The organism is Methylomonas sp. MED-D (genome assembly GCF_050276835.1).
Classification (GTDB): Bacteria; Pseudomonadota; Gammaproteobacteria; order Methylococcales; family Methylomonadaceae; genus Methylomonas; species Methylomonas koyamae_A.
The window spans coordinates 4,941,259-4,960,082 of the sequence record NZ_CP189965.1; the positions used below are offsets into that span (position 1 = coordinate 4,941,259).

Here is an 18,824-nt window from a genome sequence, read left to right on the forward strand (position 1 = left end):
ATCCTGCCGAACGGCAAGGTTTCGGCGACGAGTTCGAACAATCGCGTTATTTTCTAAAAACGCCGTGCTTCGAGCGGCAACGGCCGAGAAACTATCTGTAACGGGCGTGTTCCGAGGCCGAAGTCTCGGGTTCGATCACCCCGCACGCCGCTGCGACGTTCGATTGCCGCAGCTTTAAATCGTGAAATTGCACATAGCTTAGCGCGCAAAAATAGGAACCGACGCAGACAATCCATACACCATAAACCACTTCGCGAATAACGCTGGTTTGTCCATCCGCTCCCCAACCCTCGGTCAGACTGTCTGCTGCGGCACACAATAGTGCCGCAACCAAAGTCGGAGCCAGATAGATCACGGCTGCGGATATCACGTGTCCCCAAGCCAACTTGCAGCTGGCCTGCAATGAGGCATACGCGGGCAAGGCATCGATAACGACAAAATAAGGATAGAAGGCCAGTGAAACCGCTATAGCGGCAGCAAGGTACGCCCCTAATACCACACCGATGACCATTGAAATTCCCATGACGATGGAATTGTCGGCGCCTGACAGGACGGTGGAAATCAACATAGGGATGAAAGACACTGTGCCTATCATCATCATGCCGGTCAATCCAACCAGGATAGACGGCAGAAGTGTGGCAAGAAATAAAGGCCATATCTTTTTTACGCCTATCGTGAATACTTGCTTAAAGCTTTCCTCTCGTCCTTTTGCGACACTATCAAAACGTTGAACCATACAGGCGTATGCCCAAAATAAACAAAGCATGGTCGGTAACCAAAGGATTGTTTGTATCGTTTCAATGATAGAGACTGCGTCTGCATTCCTGTCCAACACGCTCGGCAATAGCGCTAAACCCCATTCAACAGAAAAAATCGCCGCCAAAATCCAAAATAAGGCCAATAGTTTGGGCAGGCTTTCGATATACAACTTAATGCTGGTTTCTAAAACGGCATACTTGCCGATAGGTTGCGAAGACAATAATGGCATGACGGCTCCGAAATTAGTTATGGTGGAGTTGCAAGGTCGCCCGCAAATGACAAATACGGCGTTCGGATCGGGGCTATCAATGCTGTAAACAACCGGCACCGCATCGTTCGCGATTGATGCGGTTTACAAACACATTCGCGCCGAACGCCTGATTTCGAACGAACGCTGACCGTTGGCGAGCGGCGTTTCATCCGGCGGCGCTGGACTTTAGGTTGCGCGTCGCCATCCCAGCCGGAACGCTCCCGGCAAAGCGTAAATCGCAGGAAGCGCCCACAACCGCCACACTAGTCAATTAAAAAAGTTAGGGCGCTTTTTTCCAGCCCGCCGCAAGCGCCTGTTCGACGTTATCGAAGCAGCGTTCGCCTTTGCTGAAGTCGATGACCACGCTGGCATAGGTCGGATGGCTGGGTTCGAAGTAGAGTTTGCGATACTTGCCGGAAATATTGCCCTTGACCGGGCAGGCGTTGGCATCGCCGTTGCCGGCGTTCGTATCGCCGCCGCCGGACTGGCCGCCTGTTTGGCCTCCCGTTTGTTCGCCGGGCCTGGGACAGGCAAACGGGGCGAAGTCGCGGTCGTAGCAGATGCGCCATTCCTTGGCGTTGCGGTCGAAGTAAACGCTGTCCTCGGGCAGTTGCGGATTGTGTTGCACGAACCAAGCCTTGCCCTGAGCTTCGTTGGTCATTTGCCGACTCGGCAGATGCAATGCGTTATGCAGCGCCAGGGCTTTATCGAAATAGGCCTCCGGCGTGCGCAGGTGTTGATCGATCATGCAGGTGCCGTGGTTCTCGAATTCGTGCTGCAACAACCACACGCTGGGCGTCATGCAGAAATATTTCGCCAGCAGCGCCCGGTCGATTTTGGGCTGGTCGCCGCCGCAGGCGCGCGGGTAGTCATTGGGCTTGGCCACGCTGCCTTGCGGCCAGAGTCCGTGCAGGATGTAGCCGAAGTGGGCCTTGCCGCCGCATTGCAGATAGTCTTTTTGGCCCGGACGGCGTTGCCCGCCCTTCTGGGCACAATAGCTCGGGGCCCAGGAATAAGACAAAACATAGAACTCCGACGGCCGGTCTTGGGTTGGATCGGCGACCACATTGTAAGACTCATAAGTATCTTTCGGATCGACGCAGTCGGCATGGGCGAGGACGGCGACCAGCGCCAGGCAAACCGCGGCAAACAATTTGGTTCGGGACATGGACACTCCTCTGGGGCGTTATCAGGGTTAAGCCGGCGCGCACGGGACGACGCGCGCTAGACTGATTATGCCGCGAATACTGTGACAAAATGAAGACTTTAACCCACCAATCGGCGGATCGGCCCGGCGCGAGCGGTCGGCGTTCTATCCAAATCAAAATCTCGCGGCATACTAGCCGCTGTCAGTTTAGACCCCAGGCAGGCCATCGCGGGAAAGTTGCCGTTCGCTAGCCGGGTTAGACGACGCGAAACGGGCGGTTAGCCTTTAACACCGGCTAGCGTTACACTTCAGCTCGGCTATAACTATGGCCGCGGAGTGCCTTGGTAGTTTTTTCAGCCGATAGGGGGAGAACATGAGTAACTCTTTAAAATTTAATTTGGACGACCACATACTGGCCGAATTGGTCGAAGTCTGGTACGCCAAAATGCGCGACGATTTCCGCATTAACCGTTATTTTTACGACCGACCAATCGCCGACCAGATCGCGTCGTTGAAGAACCTGATGCGCGCATTGCTGGCAAACCAGACGGTCGATCCGGCGACCTTGTCCAGACTAGCGGACGAGGCGTTTACCGCGGCCTTTGCCCGAGGCAACGCCAAACCGAGTTTGGTCAACAATCGCGATTTCGCGTTTCTCGGCGCGCTGATGAACGGCAATATCGTCGGCGACGACGACGGCACGCCGCGCTTGACCTTGCTTTGTCCGGCGCATTCTCACTTTCTGCGATTGCAGCCGGTGGACGACGTTTACGACGTGGCTTTGGAGCTACTGCAAGCAACGCTGGAGCAATTGAAAATCGCCGATGAGACGGCCGTGCGCCTGATCAATTTCGTCGCGCTGGGCAAAAAGTCGCTGATGGGCAGAGGCGAGCCGATTTTTGACGACGAAGAACATTCCAGCCGTTTCAGTACCCATGGCTAAGCTAAGCCTTTAATACGGCGGCGCTATCCTCGGCAAACTTCAACCTTGAAGATGTTTTAGCCGCGAACCGCATCTCGATAGCCTGCCGGGTTAAGCCGGTTAGGCGAACGCGGCCCGCGTTTTTATCATCCGCGTTGGATTAGTTCACGAAGCGCGTTCCAGCAAGGCGTTGCGTGCTTCGGTAATACGAATGAATTGTTCGTGGCTGCCGCCGACATCGGGATGGGTCTTTTGGGCGAGCCGGCGAAACGCGGCTTTAATTTGCGCGGCCTCCAGCACACCTTCGAGCGGCAGGTTCAGGGTCTCCCGATGCCGCTGGTCACCGAGCGTACGGTCCTGCCCCGGATATCGAAAACGGCTCTGATTGTGACGGGCCTGGTACTCGTACAGTCTTTCCTGAGCCGCGCGGCGCAGCTTTAACGATTCCCGGCGCAACGCCACTTGATCCTCCCGCCATTTTTGCCGGGACATTACCGTACAGGCTTCGAAGTCTATCCAGCCGTTGGCCTCCAACCAGTCAAGATCAAACGGACCGACCATGTCGTACGGTTCCTCCAGCCAAGCGCTCTTACCCAGCGGACCGGCTTCGACTTGGCCGATGGTCACGGTATCCACGATGCCGAGCGAGCCATTCCAAATCACCCAAAGTTCTTCTTCCTCCGGCCACGGATTTTGATGCATGGTCTTTACCTGATTGGCGAATTAACAAGAATGTTTCGGTAAAGCTGCAAGATAAATACCAAGCCGATTGACCCTCGCTGGATGCCCGCCAAACCTGGCTTGACGGCGTTTTAACGCCAATTCGCCGGTTTCGGCATTCCGTACTTAGCCGCCTATCCGGCACCGAAATGCCGACAGACTGTGGGTTTTGAAACAAGCCGGTTGCCGAGGCAAACGGCTGGAGCGAATTCCTGGCGTCGGCACCGCTTAGCCGGCAGCGCAATCGGCGAATTCGGTCGTACGTCAAAGAACTCGCCGCATAAGACTCGGAACCGAGTTTACGGCGCTACTGATTATTCGGCGGATTACCGTTGGTGTCCTCCGCTTTCCCTTAATAATAAATCGCCAGACGGGAGTCATTCGAATGGGATTTTAGGATTACGTGCACAGCGGCAAATATACGTCGGTTATTTTTACAGTAGTTTTTTTAAGGAAGTTTTATTTAGGAAAAATTCTTTATAAAACAGCCGCCTGCAAGTCAGGCATCAACCGGATTTATTATTGCTTGCCAATTGCCGGTGAAATCCAAAATCGGCTTGATCCGCGAAAAGTTATTCCCACAGTTATTTAAGGAGAAAATCATGCGCCACGCTAATTGGTTAATCTTGGCATTATCCATTCCATGTCTGTCAAACACCGCGCTCGCGGCCTCGGCCTCCGCCGGCGCGTCGCTAGACTGGAGTACGTTTTCGGTTTCCACGATCAGTCTGGGCGCCGGCACGCCGATGCTGACCTGGATAGACAGCAGTTATTCGGCCAGTACCTCGGCCATCACCTCCGGGCCGGATCTTTCACAAACCGATTTTGTGCCTGACTGGGGGACCGGTTCGCTATCGAGCGCCGGTGACTCATCGACTCAGGCATGGGCTGAAATCGCCGCGGACGCCATTTCGGCCAACGCCAGCGACGTGAACCCGACCGGCGGCAGCAGCGCGACCGCCTCGGCGATTCGGCACGGCGAATTCACCGTGTCCGGCAACGGCTTGATTCTGTTTTCGGTCGGGTATTCGATAGCCATCGATTTTTACCCGGATGGCTACTCACCGAGCTCTAACGCGACCGCCAGCGCCACCTTGGGCGCCGCTAAAGCCACCGCATCCAGCAACAGCAACCATCTCGCCTACGAGTTACTGTTCCCGGCGTCCCCGAGTGGCCTTGCGCATTCCGAACGAAAAACCGGTACGCTCTACCTGCCGGTCGTGGTTGCCGACGGCGAGACCTACAGTTTTTACGCCCAAGCGGCTAGCAGCGCGGCAATCGCCGGTTCAACCAACGTCCCCAGCGTACCTTTGCCCGCCGCGGTATGGCCCTTTGTTTCCGGCTTGATCGGCTTGGCCGGTGCTTCGCTAAGCCGACGTCGCATCGCGTAAATCGATTGGATTACCGGAGCGCCTAACCTGTGTCGTTGGACGCTACGATCCCGGCGAGCCGGGTTATTCCGCTCCTGCCTTGGAAGTCCACCTGTACAACATGGATCGAAGAGGCTGAATGGAATATCCCAACGCCATCGTAAGCTTTACGTGTGGATAGCCATCGAACGGTGCCGGACTGCTCCGGCACTACTTGAAAACCGACGCTGTTGATTGGCGGACTACCTTGATGCCGACCGCGCTTACCCGCAATGCGTCGGCAAATAGCTGATAATGCCGAACACCGCGCCTTGCGGGTCTTGCAACATACTGAAGCGGCCCAGCTTGGGAATATCCTGCGGCGGCACGCACACGCTGGCACCCAGTGCGGTAGCCCGCGCCACGGTGGCGTCGACATCGTTCACGGTGATGTAACTCCCCCAATGCGGCGGCATGCCGGCCGCGCCGGGCGGAATGGCCATCATCCCGGCCACCGGTTCGCCGTCGAGCTTGGCAACCGAATAATCGACGCCGGGCGGTGCGTTCGGCGCCGGCTCCAGCGTCCAGTCGAACAAGTTGGCATAAAAGTCTTTCGCGGCTGCCGGATCGGTGGTTAACAATTCGCACCAGCTAAATGTGCCGTGACGTAACGTGGGATTGCTCATATTGGATTCCTGGATGATGTTTGAAAAAAGGAGGCTGAATCTGCCTGAGCCGGAAAAATTCGGCACTGATAAATTCTAGCGACAAAACTAACCCGCATTAGCAACTTTTCATGTAAGCCACCAATTGTTCGAAGGCCTTGCCCCAACCGTCCTCGAAACCCATCGCGGCGTGCTGATCGCGGCCGGCGACATCGGCGTGCAACACCGCGGCTTTGTAGAGCGTGCCTTGCGGGTGATCGCTGAGCTCGATAATGCCGGTCATCGCAAAGTCGCCGCAGGCCGCAGGCTCATCCCCGGCGCTGAACCGTTTCGGCCGAAAGCCGGGCAACAACGCATTGGTCCAAACCAAGCGGCGGTTTTCGACGATGTCCAAATAAGTACCGAGATGCGGAAATTCCTCGCCCTCCGGCGAGCGCATCGTGGTCCGAAACGCGCCGCCGGGCTTTAAATCGATTTCGCAGGCCACGGTTTTCCACGGCAGCGGGCAAAACCAGGGCAGCACATGCGCGGGCACGGTCCACGCTTGCCAGATTTTGTCCTTAGGAAGGTCGGTGATGCGTTCGAATGTCAGGTCGAGTCGCGGATCTAAATCGGTCATCGGGTTTCTCCCATTAAAAATATTAAAAAGCGAGGCACGCCGGCCGAACCCGGTTGGCGTGCCCTCAGTGACCGGCGGCGAGCGCTTCAAGCATCCGCGGCGGCGCGCTCCAGCGTGGCGATGTCGATTTTGCTCATCGTCAGCATGGCCTGCATGACTCTGGCGGCTTTGCCCGGGTCGGGGTCGCTAAGCAAGCGGCCGAGCGCGGTTGGCGCGATTTGCCAAGGTACGCCGAACCGGTCGGTCAACCAACCGCATTGGCCGGGCTGACCTTCCGCCGACAGTTTTTCCCAGTAGTCATCGACTTCCTGTTGGGATTCGCAGTTAATGACGAAGGAGATCGCCTGATTGAACGAGAACATCGGCCCGCCGTTCAACGCGACGAAAGCCAGACCGTTCAGCTCGAAGCTGGCGGTCATCAGCGTACCTTCCGGCAACGGCGCCCCGGCAGGGTAGCGGTTGACATTCAGCACCCTGGCCTCTGCAAACACGGACAAGTAGAAATTCATCGCCTGTTCGGCTTGATCGTCGAACCATAAAAACGGTGTGATCGTAGCCATCGTCGTTTCACTCACAATCGCCGTGGCCGGCGAACATCGCGTCCATGCGCGACTGGAATTCGCTAGCCTCGACGTCTTCGACGTGGGTCGCCAACATCCACTGATGGCCAAACGGATCGATCAGCACGCCCATCCGGTCGCCCCAGAACTGATCGGCCGGCGGCATGGCCGGGACGGCGCCGGCCGCGACGGCCTGGGCGAAGCTGGCATCGACATCGTCAACGTACAAATGCAGCTTGACCGCCGTACCGCCCAATTTCGTTGGAGACGTCGAACCGGCGTTCGGATATTCGTCGGAAATCATAAAATGCGAGACGCCGATCGTAAACTCGGCATGGCCGATTTTGCCGCCCGGCATCGTCAGCCGCATGAATTCCAGCGCGCCGAAGGCTTGTTGGTAAAACGTCAACGCCGCCGCGGCGTCTTCGACGGTCAGATAGGGCGTGACGCTTTGGTAACCGTCGGGAATGGGGTTGACTGGCTTGCTCATCGTATGACTCCTGGTTGGGATAAAAGGGTTTGCGTTGACTAGTCGAACCCGCTTGACGGAAATCGACAACACCCGGAAAAAATTTGCGAACGGCTCGTGTCCGACCTGTAAGCCAGGCTGGCGCTCCAAGGCTTGACAAGTCGGTGGGTTGCGGCCACTTTTCGATATCGAGATGCACTTTACGCCATACTCTAACGCGACTGCTATCTCGCCCGGTAATTTAACGATGGAAACCCTAATGACGGTGACGCGCTTGTTGGAAAGTTATTACGCCTACGGACTCAGCGACCCCGGTCTGGCGCGGGCGGCGAACGAGGATGCGATCTCGATAAATGCCGCCGCCGGCTTGTGCTTGCTGGCCGACGGCATGGGCGGGCACGGTCAGGGCGATGTCGCCAGCCGGCAAGTGATCGCCAGCGTCAACGATTTGATCGGCCGCTATTTGCCGGCCGCCGCCGAGCCATTCGCGCCGAGCTGGTTCGAACGTTGGTTCAAGCGCCGCGACGGACCGGATCGGGATAGCCTGGAACGGCAACTGGATTTGCTGGCGGACATAATTAGGGAAGCCAATCGGACCTTATATCGCGACAATCAGGCCCGAGGCGCGGCGGAGGGCTGCGGGATAGGCACCACTCTGGTCGGTTGCCGGTTGGCGCGCGGGTCGGCGAAAATGCAGGTTTTTCACGTCGGCGATAGCCGCTTGTATCGGCTGCGCGGCAACGCGTTGCAAGCATTGACCAAGGACCACTCGCTGTACCGGCAGTGGCAGGACACCGGCCGGACCGGCGAGGCGCCGCCCGCCAACCGACTTTATCAGGCCATCGGCCCCAAGCCGGCGATAGTCCCGGATGTGCAGCTGGTGGAGTTTGCCGCCGGCGACAGCTTCCTGCTGTGTTCCGACGGTCTGACCGGCATGCTGGAGGACGGCGAAATCGCGGACCTATTGGGCGGATTAACCCCCGACAATCTGCCGGCCAAGGCCGGTGCGTTGATCGATGCCGCCAACGCCAACGGCGGAACCGACAACATCTCAGTAATTTTGCTGTGCCAATGAGTCGGCGTCATTGCTCGACGAACTTCAACAACACCTGTTTGATCGCGATATTGTCGTCGTTGCTCAAGCGGACCTGATGCCCGACCGCCCGGCCATTCAACCGGATGTGCTTTTTGACGACCGGGGTCAAATAATAATGGTCGCCGAGGCGGATGATTTCGGCGATCAACTTGGGCGTAAACCAGCCGCCCACCCGAACGTTGCACTGCGTCCCCTTGCCGATCGAATAATAATCCCGGTTTAACAGCAGTTTGTTGATGTTGCGGGCCTCGCCGCGCATCAACAGCGCGTAATCGCCGGTTCTCGGCGCATTGCCGGCCGGACCGGACGCGGAATTCACCAGCAAGGTTCGGTCGAAATCGTCGGCTTGCGTCTGGCCAATACCGCTGTTGGCGGCGTTGGGTTGGGCCACGAATTTTAATTCGTGCTTGCCCAAGGTGATGACGTCGCCGAATTGAAGTCGTTGCCGGCCTTCGATCTTTTTTCCGTTCAAATAAGTGCCGTTGGTGCTGTTCATATCCTCCAACCACCAGGCGTCGCCTTGTTTGGAGATCGCGGCATGCACCAGCGAAACGCCCTTATTGCCAATCGAAACGTGGTTATAGCTGGCCCGGCCGATGCTGCAAGCCTGATCGCCGATTTCGACCACGTTTTGCAGCGAGCTGTTAAAGTAAATCTCGACAAAACTCATGCCTTCGACTCCTCGGATTGAATGACGCAAACGTCACAAGTATTGGCCGGAGTCGCGGAAAAGTCAGTTTTTATTTGTATTGCCTAATGCTTTGTTTCTGGCGAGCAGACACTATTGGTGCATGGCCCCCTAATTCAGCTTCTCCAGCAAGGCGGGCTTGATTTGATCCAGCCAATCCAGAATACGGCTCTTGGTCATTTCTGGTTGGGTATGGTGGTCCAACACCAACCCGACAAATTTACCGTTGACCACGGAGTTGGAATGGGTGAATTGATAGCCCTCCGTGCTCCAGGCACCGACCACTTCGGCACCGTAGCCCGCGACGTAGTGATACAAATGAATCAGGGAACCGGCAAAGCGGGCATAGTACTTTTGCTGATTGCCCAGGCCGAATAGCGCGACACGCTTGCCGGACAGATCGACCTCATCCAAACGGTATAAAAACTCTTCCCAGTTGCCTTCCTCGCTGCCGGTGGTCCGGCCGGGGATTTCGCCGACGCCATAACTCGGCATGCCTAAGATCAAGGCCTTATAGCCGAGCAATTGCCCGACCGTTGCCCGATTAACGTTGACCGGCTCGCTGGCAATCTCATCGCCCAGCACACGGTACATCACTTGCGCCATCATCTCCGTCATGCCTTTTTCGGTCCCGTAGAAAATTCCAATCTTGTTCATCTTCAAACCCCAATTAGCTGTCTACGTTCAGCAAAGCAAAATTTAAACCAGCCTCGGTCTTGGAAGGCTAGTCGCGCCCGCCGGAGACGTTTAAGCCCGGAGATCTTTTAGAATCAAGCGATTGGCGGAACCGGCGGCCGCTATATCTAAAGCGTCGATTTCCGCTAAGCAAGTGCTGCATGAGGCGATTGCTGGTCATTTTGACAACAATCGATCCGACAGCGGGCTCCGTTTGCGACAAACTTTCGAGAAATAACCGCATTCAAAGACTCGGAAGCAGAGGAACCATAGGAAAATCTAGTGTTCATCGTGTTCCGTCCGGCGGTAAACTATCCGCCCCCGACACCGAGCTCCGGCGTTCAGAGTATCCCCGGAGCAAGCCGCGCATGCCGCCATGACCAATAACGCAATCCTGTACTCCAGTGCCGAACTTCCCGAAAACACTCGCTTCGACGTGTGGCGGGAAACCTTTGCCAAGGAAATGGCCGGATTCGACATGCGGCATTGCGACGTCCGTCCGTTCTATACCAAGGCAAGTTTTCGCGCACTGGGCGCGGTGAGCTTGGCTACTAACCTCAGCACCGCGATGCTTTTCGATAGAAACCAACAAAATATCGCGCACGACGGATTGGATGGCTTCGCGTTGCCGCTCTGCGTGAACGGAAAACTGGAAATAAGCCAAGGTAAGACCCGAATGTCGATGCACAAGGACAGAGCGGCTTTAGTGGATTTCGGTCGGGCTTTGAACGGCGGTTTGGCACCCACTGCGCCCGGAGAGCATCAATTCCAAATGAGTTTGTGCCTACCGCGCGGCGAATTTTTGCATCGAGTCCCGAAAGCGGAATGCCTGACCATGCAACCCTTCGAAAACAAGGAAGCGCTATCGTTGTTGATCAATTATCTTCGGATGCTTGACCGACAAGAATTGGAACCGAGCGCCGACCTCGATCGATTGGTCGGCGAACACGTGTTAGACCTAGCGGCCTTTTTATGCGGTAGCTGTAGCAATGATGATGCGGCTTCGGGCGGCGTTCGAGCGGCCCGCAAAGCGGCCTTGACGGACTATATCGAAAAACATTTTCGGCAACCCGGCTTGTCGGTGGCCGATATTGCTACCGCCTTGAAAATATCCAAACGCTATTTATATGCCTTACTCAACGAAAACAATGAAAGCGTCACTCAAATTCTCAATCGTCTCCGATTGGAATGTGCCGCGAGAATGTTAACTTCGCCTATTTATCGCCAGCTGAGTATAACCGATATTGCGCTGCACTCAGGATTTAACGATGTTTCCTATTTTTACCGTCAATTTCGTCGCCGATTCGGCGAGACGCCAAACGATTTTCGATCTCGGACTCAGGCGACGCCAAGCAAATCAATCGATAAACCCCGATAAATTTAATAGGCTTTGCTGATAAAATCTTCGTTGAATTGAAATAATGGATCAATATCTACGCGATATTGAACATCCACCATTCAGCTTTACCTGATTCCGAGGAAAGGCTGACAGGATAGTTTAAATCGCATCCAATTTCAATTGAAAAATTGCAATATTATCGAGTTATTTTCCGGCGCCATAACTCTCAAAACGTTCGAACGCCATAGCTACATGAACTTCGATGTAGCGTTGGAAAGCGACATCGATTATTTTGCGTATGTGAATAGTGAAATACTCGCTATCGCCATAACAATAGCACTCGAATTTTAAATTCGCCAAAAGTATTGGTCGCGGTTAAACTTCCGGCACAGTGCTGTGATAGCTTACGAACTCAAGGCAATACTCGCTAGTCTCCCTTTCGTCTGGCGGCTCCCATAATCGGTTGGCCAGATAGAAAACCTCGTCGCTGACGACCATGAAAAAGGTGGCGCCTCTCTCGACATTTCGCTGTTGCACTCGCCGGCGTCGGATGTTTTCCGGCGTACTCAGTACAAACACCCGTAAATCAAAGCCGTTTTCGATAACGCGCCGATAAAACGCCTGCCGGTCGGCGCGCTGGATCAAACCTAACTCCAACACAACGTCGATGCCGGAAGCCAATAAGGCGCCAGCGTGCTTCCAAATCAGATTCAATACTCGGTCTTTCCGTTCGAGATACCAGGTTACAACTTCCGCGTCCGGTCTATCCGGACCGAACAGCAACGCGAACCATTCGTCCAGCGCAATATAAATACCATTCGTTTCGGCGGCCAGCAATTTGGAATATGTCGATTTCCCCGCGCCGATAGGACCCTCGATTAAATATACCTTTGCCATTTTGGCTTAAACAAGTGTTTGAGTCATCGGAATTTTATCGCCTTGGCCCGCCGTTTCACGCAATTGGTAGTTGTCCTCCAGTGTCGGATAACTATCCGACTGCGAAGTCAATTGACTGTGTTCCGATGTAAATTGTCCGGGTAGTAAAGAATTATTTCGATAAATCGGCGTAATATTCGAAAACCCTTGCGAGAAAATGATCGTATTGTCGGCTTGATTGGATTCCTCGAGCAAGCCAATATTGCTATTGGAAAAAATGCCGATTTGCTGATTTTGAAAATGATTATGGTGAATGGAAACGCCTCTAGCCGATTCGACATAAATACATTGATTAATGACATTTCCCGGCGAGCTCGCCGACTCGTCGTTGCTGTTTGCGGTATTTTTATGCAGTTTGGTCAGGAATGCATTATTGGCGATTTCGACCCCGGTCACTTCCGGACTGGCGGCGCTATACCGGGAAACTAAAATTCCGCGCGTGGCGGAGGCCAGCGAATCGCCATTGAGCGTCCCCAAATGGTCGCGGGTATACAAGAAGGTATTGTTCAGGATTTTACTCATGGCGCTGCCGAACACGACCACTGCGGCGTCTTGATGCCAGCCTGCTCGATTGGTGGCGCAATTGTGACAAGCGTTGTTGGTAAATAACAAGCCGTAATGATCGGCGTCGCCCGCCTGATCGCCGCCGTATACCAACGCCGCGCCGCAATCCAAAAAATGATTGGCGTCGATGATCGAATTGAAGACGTTATCGTGGCTGCCGCTGATCTTAATCGCCGCCTGACGAATGTTTTTAAAAGTGCAAGCCTGCCACTTACAATGACTGCGACCGGCCCATGCGTAACAAGCGGCACTGGAACCCAGCGGTCCGATTCGGTCATAGGCGGTATCGGTCGGCAATTCCCACACACAGCCAGAAAATGTGGTGCCAGGCCCCGGAATGGTTGCGTTCCTGGCACCGAACGAATAGCAATTTTCCAAAACCGTACCGAAATCGCCGGGCGCGGCATCCTGCATAAACAACGCACCGCCGTAAAAATTTTGGCAATGGGAGATTCTCGCATTGCCGCACCCGTGTAAATAAATGCCGGCGCCAATATTTTCCTCGACGACGAAATTCGTCGAATCGCCCGTAGTGCTTAATCCTACGACTTTGAGCCGCGCGCAGTTTTTAAAGTACAACGCACTACGGGCCGCTTGATTGCCGATGACGGTCTCGTTGCCGACCCGGCTAGTGTCGGCGGAATAGGCGGAATAATCCAACAGACTACCGGGCTCGGCGATGACGGTTAAATCGTCTATTCCTTCGATGACCAGCGGTGCGGTCAAGGGGTATCGGCCCGCCGGAATATACACCACCGGTCCGGCCGCTTTACTCGCTTCGGCAAACAAATGCACCAATACCGACGGGCTGGCCTGCTTGTAAATGGTATTGGCCTGGTTAGCGGTTTTAGATAAAGAAAAATAAGGGGTTATTAACATTAGCGGGACCTCGTATAACAGGGTTTCTAGTCGATGGTTCGAATGCTTAGCGCCGGTCTTCAGTTACGCGGGCCATGCGGGGTAACGGGCCGTGTAGCTGACGACAAACAAGATATCGGCGATGGACTCGTCGCCTATCAACTGACTGACTAAACGCCCGTCCGCCAGCCGATCGCTAAGATCCAAATGCCAACGTCCGACCGGCGACTTACCCTGCAACGCCAACCAACTCGCGGCATTGCCGCGCCGGCTGCTGGCGATACCGGCAACCGCCGTCGCCGCACCGCCGACCGATTCGGCATTGCCGTTATCAAGGCCAAGAAATTTGATCGGCAGTTCCGGCAAGACCAAGCCATCCTTACCCACGAAGTACAGCACCAGCTGCGATATCGACACGTCCAGCGCGTTCGCCGGAAAATCGCCTTTTGCGATATCCCACTGCACGATATTGGGTGTCGCTGCCTGATCGGCATGATTCAAGTCGTACCAAAGGTCCGGGAATTGATCGCGCAAGCCGAACGAACGGTCGGCACCGAAATCGGTAGGCAGGCTTTGAATGACCTGCTTGCGGTATTGCCAGCTATCCAACGCGGTGTAATCCAACGTGACCAACACGTCGCCGATGGTGGTGAAATCGAAGGGGTTAGCCGCCTTGGGCATGCGCAGTTCCCAAAAGGTATCGACACCGACCGATTCGAACGGCATCAAAAATTCCGGCTGTTGATTGAGTTCGAATACCCCGGTCGCATTAACCGCGCCGGTCAGCGCTACCGACTGCATGCCATGATGCACTTCGACCTGCCGGAAACCGCCGTCGTCAACGACCACCCGCGATACCCCAAAATTGGTCAGCGTGGCGTGAATACCTACTGTCGGCGGGACTAACGCGACTACGCTGGTCCGCGCTTGGCGGATCAAACGCAAATAATGGCCGGGAAAATCCCGGTCGAACAGCGCCATCGCGGTGTTGAAGCGAATCACCCCGGTATCGCGGAAGCGTTGAAATTCGATCGGCGACAGCGCCGCCAGCGAGAAGGTCTTGCTCATCTGCAACTTCCGGCTATTGCTCAGGAATGCGTACTGGTCAAGCTCGGTAATATCCTGCAACAAACGCACCGAGCTGGTCATGCCGCGCTGGTCGGAAGGCTGATTGGCAGAACCGTCGTTCGGCGCTTGCCAATAATCGGCTTGGATGAACGCCGGCATCGCTTGTTGGCGCTCGAAGATCAGTTGCGTTTCAGCTAGCCGCGCGGTCGCGGTCGCTTGTTGCAGAAAATAACCGTATGCGCGTTGTAGAACTTGAGCCATCCATTTGTAGAGTTCGGCATTGGTGAACTTTTTGGACAGGAACTGAACCATGTGCATCGCATGCTCGGCCTGAGCCTTGGCGATCGCATATTCTTGATCAACGACGGCCACCTGATCACTAGAAACTTTGATTTGCGCATTCCCAATTTCTTGATCCTTTTGCGCCAATGCCAATTGCCGCCGCCATTCCTGCTCTCTACGTTCGAAACTTGCTCTAAGTCCAGTGACCTCGGCATTGGACTTTTCCGCGGAACTTTTTATATTCAAGCCTCCGCTGATAACAGAACCTATATTTGCACCGTTTCCCAGCGCGGTCGGCAAATAACTCCATAAAGCCGACATCCCGCCGGTGAGTCCCGCGGTCACCATTGGCGAGGCCACGGCGAGCGCGGTAGATGCGACGCTCGCAATTTGGCCGAACAGCCCCCAATCGCTAGTATGTTCCAAGGCGTGAAGTTGGTCGGTCTCGTTCGCGGTTAAACCCGATTTGAGTAAATCTTGATAATGCTCGACCTGCAAATCGCTGCGGCCTTTTTGCAATTGCACGACGCTGGCGGTATCACCGACCTCCGTTTGGCGCTTTTGCTGCAACTCCTGTTGTTTTTGGGCTATATCCAGGCCCTGGCTGGCCTGTTCAAGGGTATAACTTTCAGCAAAGTACTTTTCCAACGTCGACAGAAACGCGGACTCGACTTGTTCCGCCGTCGAAGTCAGTTGTTTGGCGCGCTCGATCAAGACCTGATAACGGTATGGCGTCGGTTGGCGCATCACCATCGCGCTACCGGGCGCCACATTGATGCGCTCCATCCCGGCAATGTTCAAGCCGCCTCGCAATTTTTGCAGGTTTACCTCCGCGCGTTGCCGCAGCGCTTGTAGCAGCGCGTTTGTTAGCGGTTTTCCGCTCAATTGCGGCGGAACGCTGATGACCGGCGAATTTAACAACGCTAATACGTCGAGATAGCTTACCCTCGCTTGCGCCAAACTTTGCGGCGTTTCTTGACTGAACAGGTCATCCGCCCAGGCCAGCAAGCATTCGCTCAATGCGGCAATGGTATGGCGGGTATAGACGTTACCGCGAGTTTCGGCGAATTTATGCGGGTTGAAATCGCCAGTCAGCCAATCGTTGGTCAGCGCAAAATCCACCGGATCGTTCTCTTCCCACACCAACCCCAAATAGACTTTCGGATTGCCTGGCAAATTGTAGGCATAAACCGCTTGATACCAATCCAGCGCCGTACGATAGTCCTTGGATCTCGTCAAATGTTGCGCCAATAGCATCGGAACGAAATAAAACACTTCTTGTACCCAGGCCGGCGCGTCCCAGAAATGGGTGGCAGTCGGTGCCGTGTCATCGGTCGGTACCGTGTCATGCAGTACCGCGCTAATTTTGTTACGTAGCGCGGTCACGGCGTTCACCGATGCCGGTGCCTGTAATGTAAAAGCGTCGCCCAGTTGCTGCTTAGCTTCCGCCACTTCGTTTTTCAGTGCCGATAGATAGTCGGCGGCTAGCGTTTTTGCCGTCGTCCCGGTAACGCGGGATTTGTCGTTCAACGGTTCGACCAATTTAAATCTGAACGAGTCGGTTTGGCCGCGCGCTGCCGGTTGTAATGGACGGTGATCGGCTTGCAGAAAATTTTCCGGAAACAAAAACACATTCATAGCCGACTGCCAGGCCGCAAAATCGCTCATCCACTGCCATTCCAGGTCGAATGCCGCCAAATCGACCTGCAATTTCCAGCCGCCGGTTTGGCTAGCGCCCACGGCGGGCGTTATATTCGCCAGACGTTCCCGCCGCAGCGCCGCCAGCACGGATTGCAAGGTCTCTAGCCCCTGATCGATTCGCGATAACGTTTGTTGCCCGCCGGCTTTGAAATCGATGAACAATTCCTGGGTCAGGCGTTCCGCGACATCGGCATCCGCGTCCAGGTGGGCAGCGTGAGCGACGACGTTTATTAATTGGTCGCGCAGTAACGGCAAAACCGAAGCTTCCGTGACATCCACCGCGGCAATCAATTGTTCGCGCGCCGCAGCATCGGCATCGATGCGCGCTTTTAACCGATGCTCCCAATCCTGGCGCCGAGCAATGCTCGCCCGCCAAGCCGGCAAAGGGCTGGATTCGACGGCCGGTTCCGGAATAACGAAGTCGTCGGGACCCAAAGCTACCGCCGCATTGACTTCTTCCTGGCGCCAGTTGCCATACAAGTCGCGCAGTTTCCTAGTCTGCACCAGAACCGAGAAGATACCATCCCATTCCGCGGGTAGCGGGGTATTTCCGCCCGTCAACACGGCGTACTGGTTCAGCAAAAACAAAAACGCCGGGCTGTCGAGGAATAAGCCTTTCAGCGCTTCGCCGATGTCGTGCCCTTGTCCGTAGTCGGCAACCAAGGTTTTGAATTGCGCGAATTTACCAGCGCCCAACCCGGTTTCGATGGCCGCTTCGAATAGCGCCGCACCGCTACCGGTCAATTGCCGCAATGAGTTTTCGATCTGATCCAATTGGCTTTTCCGCGCGGTAAACCAATCTTTAACCGTCTGCGACTTCAAGTCGCCGGCCGATAATAGATCCGGATCCACAATCGGTACCGGCGTCGCGGCAAACGGTGCAATGCGAACGTTATCGTCCTGCTGGCGCCACTGGTATCTGAGATATCCTTGGTGCTTGCGTAAGTACAACGGCGGTATCGCTGTCGACGCAAACGGATCGTTGAGCGCTGTGGTGTCCGCCAAACCGAACAAATTTTCCAAAGCCGTTTCGGTCAATTGGTCGTCGGCGACGACGAAATTTTGCAAAGCATCGGCTCCGATGCCTAGCCGTCCGGCCAACGCGATGCGAACACCGGCGGGAGCGCTGGCGGCCAAGCGAATTTCGGTCACCGACGTACCCAACTGATTCAACAAGACGCCGTATGCCCGCCCTAAGTAAGCGGCATTGGCGGTCGTGCTCCCGGCCACGCCACGCGTCGCAATGTAGTCGCGCAACACCTCGATCGCGATGCGCGTTTGCCGAACGTATCGCGTCGCTATCGAACGATTGGCCGGGCTGACCAGCACGCTATAACGTTGGCAAAAAATACGGCTGAAATCGTCGGCACTCGGCAACTTGTCGTCGCCGTTGGCGTTACCGCTATCGATGCGCGACGCAGCAAAACTCAGTAAGTTACCCAGGTAAGAAACCGCGCCGGTAACGTATTCCGGATCGGCGGGTGTGTAGGGCGCAACCACGTCGACGGTCAACGATGCACTGCTTTTCAAACTGAAGACGTCGGTGGCTTCGACGGACAGAGTATGCGTTTTAACCTGATCCACAACAACGTCGGTTTGCCAGCGACCGGTAACGGCGTTCAAGCTCAGGGCGCCCATCGGCGTGCCGTCCAATGTCCAGGTCAGGCCTTGTAGACCGCGATTGTCGGAGGCAATCACTTCCAACGGTATCGTTAAGGTGCCGCCGGACAATTCGAACGTCTGATCGGGCAGCGGTTTGGTAACGGCAATGGCCGGTACCAGTTTGTCGACTGCGATGGGCAAATAATCCACACGGACTCGCGCTCTTGTATCGGGATACTCGGCAATGGCGGTAATCCAGAGTAGTTGATCGTTATGACTGGCCTTGTCGAGCGGCATATCGCCGCTGAACGACCACGTCCGGTTGCCGTCGCTCGACGCCAGCGACAATTTGCGGGCTGTGGAGTCCGTTCTGCTGTTGCCGAAAGAAACAGATAATTCCATTTCGGAGGTAACGTCTTCGGTTTCTTCGGATTCATTGTTATACGTAATGGTCACCTTTCCGTACGCATTTCCTTCGAGGTCCAAACGAGTCGCATTCGATAGGTCTATATTCGCGGCCGGAGGGAAGCCGTTGACTTTTGTAATTGAGATATT

General features: G+C 55.3%; 16 protein-coding genes. 4 read left to right on the top strand and 12 right to left on the bottom strand.

The window, feature by feature from the left end; translation table 11 throughout:
• Positions 1-91: 91 nt before the first annotated feature.
• The gene (locus tag ACQE3E_RS22030; protein WP_427501088.1) at positions 92-988 is read right to left on the bottom strand and encodes a hypothetical protein; all 897 of its coding nucleotides are present in this window, start codon (positions 986-988) and stop codon (positions 92-94) included.
• Positions 989-1,289: 301 nt separating this feature from the next.
• Entirely contained in the window at positions 1,290-2,177 is an 888-nt protein-coding gene (locus tag ACQE3E_RS22035) for a ribonuclease T2 family protein (RefSeq protein WP_313730283.1), read from the bottom strand.
• A gap of 352 nt (positions 2,178-2,529) precedes the next feature.
• Here ACQE3E_RS22035 and ACQE3E_RS22040 point away from each other — a divergent pair, with 352 nt between their 5' ends.
• Positions 2,530-3,099, top strand: coding sequence for a hypothetical protein (locus tag ACQE3E_RS22040; protein ID WP_313730282.1), 570 nt, complete (start codon positions 2,530-2,532; stop codon positions 3,097-3,099).
• Positions 3,100-3,243: 144 nt separating this feature from the next.
• Here ACQE3E_RS22040 and ACQE3E_RS22045 read toward each other — a convergent pair whose 3' ends face one another.
• Entirely contained in the window at positions 3,244-3,780 is a 537-nt protein-coding gene (locus tag ACQE3E_RS22045) for a J domain-containing protein (protein WP_064023886.1), read from the bottom strand.
• 620 nt (positions 3,781-4,400) lie between these two features.
• On the opposite strand from ACQE3E_RS22045, the gene ACQE3E_RS22050 reads away from it, so the two are divergent.
• Positions 4,401-5,189 (top strand): hypothetical protein, encoded by a 789-nt coding sequence (locus tag ACQE3E_RS22050; RefSeq protein ID WP_313730281.1) that lies wholly within the window; start codon positions 4,401-4,403, stop codon positions 5,187-5,189.
• Positions 5,190-5,431: 242 nt separating this feature from the next.
• On the opposite strand, the gene ACQE3E_RS22055 is transcribed toward ACQE3E_RS22050, so the two are convergent.
• The 4 genes from ACQE3E_RS22055 to ACQE3E_RS22070 form a co-directional block, all read right to left on the bottom strand.
• Positions 5,432-5,833: a VOC family protein gene (locus ACQE3E_RS22055; RefSeq protein ID WP_064023888.1), complete on the bottom strand. Its 402-nt coding sequence runs from the start codon at positions 5,831-5,833 to the stop codon at positions 5,432-5,434.
• A gap of 97 nt (positions 5,834-5,930) precedes the next feature.
• Positions 5,931-6,431 (bottom strand): SRPBCC family protein, encoded by a 501-nt coding sequence (locus ACQE3E_RS22060; protein ID WP_427501089.1) that lies wholly within the window; start codon positions 6,429-6,431, stop codon positions 5,931-5,933.
• An 86-nt stretch (positions 6,432-6,517) separates the two neighbouring features.
• The gene (locus ACQE3E_RS22065; protein ID WP_313730280.1) at positions 6,518-6,991 is read right to left on the bottom strand and encodes a VOC family protein; all 474 of its coding nucleotides are present in this window, start codon (positions 6,989-6,991) and stop codon (positions 6,518-6,520) included.
• A 7-nt stretch (positions 6,992-6,998) separates the two neighbouring features.
• A complete protein-coding gene (locus tag ACQE3E_RS22070) occupies positions 6,999-7,481 on the bottom strand; it encodes a VOC family protein (RefSeq protein WP_313730279.1) in 483 nt (160 codons plus the stop codon).
• Positions 7,482-7,707: 226 nt separating this feature from the next.
• On the opposite strand from ACQE3E_RS22070, the gene ACQE3E_RS22075 reads away from it, so the two are divergent.
• A complete protein-coding gene (locus tag ACQE3E_RS22075; protein ID WP_313730278.1) occupies positions 7,708-8,535 on the top strand; it encodes a PP2C family protein-serine/threonine phosphatase in 828 nt (275 codons plus the stop codon).
• A gap of 7 nt (positions 8,536-8,542) precedes the next feature.
• Here the strand turns inward: ACQE3E_RS22075 and ACQE3E_RS22080 are convergent, their stop codons facing one another.
• Both ACQE3E_RS22080 and ACQE3E_RS22085 read right to left on the bottom strand, forming a co-directional pair.
• On the bottom strand, positions 8,543-9,226 hold the full coding sequence (locus ACQE3E_RS22080; protein WP_313730277.1) for an FHA domain-containing protein: 684 nt from the start codon (positions 9,224-9,226) through the stop codon (positions 8,543-8,545).
• 129 nt (positions 9,227-9,355) lie between these two features.
• Entirely contained in the window at positions 9,356-9,901 is a 546-nt protein-coding gene (locus tag ACQE3E_RS22085; RefSeq protein ID WP_064023894.1) for a flavodoxin, read from the bottom strand.
• Positions 9,902-10,295: 394 nt separating this feature from the next.
• Between ACQE3E_RS22085 and ACQE3E_RS22090 the strand changes: the two genes are divergently transcribed.
• Entirely contained in the window at positions 10,296-11,297 is a 1,002-nt protein-coding gene (locus ACQE3E_RS22090; protein WP_313730276.1) for a helix-turn-helix domain-containing protein, read from the top strand.
• A gap of 336 nt (positions 11,298-11,633) precedes the next feature.
• Here the strand turns inward: ACQE3E_RS22090 and ACQE3E_RS22095 are convergent, their stop codons facing one another.
• The 3 genes from ACQE3E_RS22095 to ACQE3E_RS22105 all read right to left on the bottom strand — a co-directional run bounded on the left by ACQE3E_RS22095 (position 11,634) and on the right by ACQE3E_RS22105 (position 18,725).
• Entirely contained in the window at positions 11,634-12,155 is a 522-nt protein-coding gene (locus ACQE3E_RS22095) for an AAA family ATPase (protein ID WP_427501090.1), read from the bottom strand.
• A 6-nt stretch (positions 12,156-12,161) separates the two neighbouring features.
• Positions 12,162-13,637: a hypothetical protein gene (locus tag ACQE3E_RS22100; RefSeq protein WP_313730274.1), complete on the bottom strand. Its 1,476-nt coding sequence runs from the start codon at positions 13,635-13,637 to the stop codon at positions 12,162-12,164.
• A gap of 63 nt (positions 13,638-13,700) precedes the next feature.
• Positions 13,701-18,725 carry a neuraminidase-like domain-containing protein gene (locus ACQE3E_RS22105; RefSeq protein ID WP_313730273.1) on the bottom strand — a complete coding sequence of 1,675 codons (5,025 nt, stop codon included), beginning with the start codon at positions 18,723-18,725 and terminating at the stop codon, positions 13,701-13,703.
• Positions 18,726-18,824: the final 99 nt, after the last annotated feature.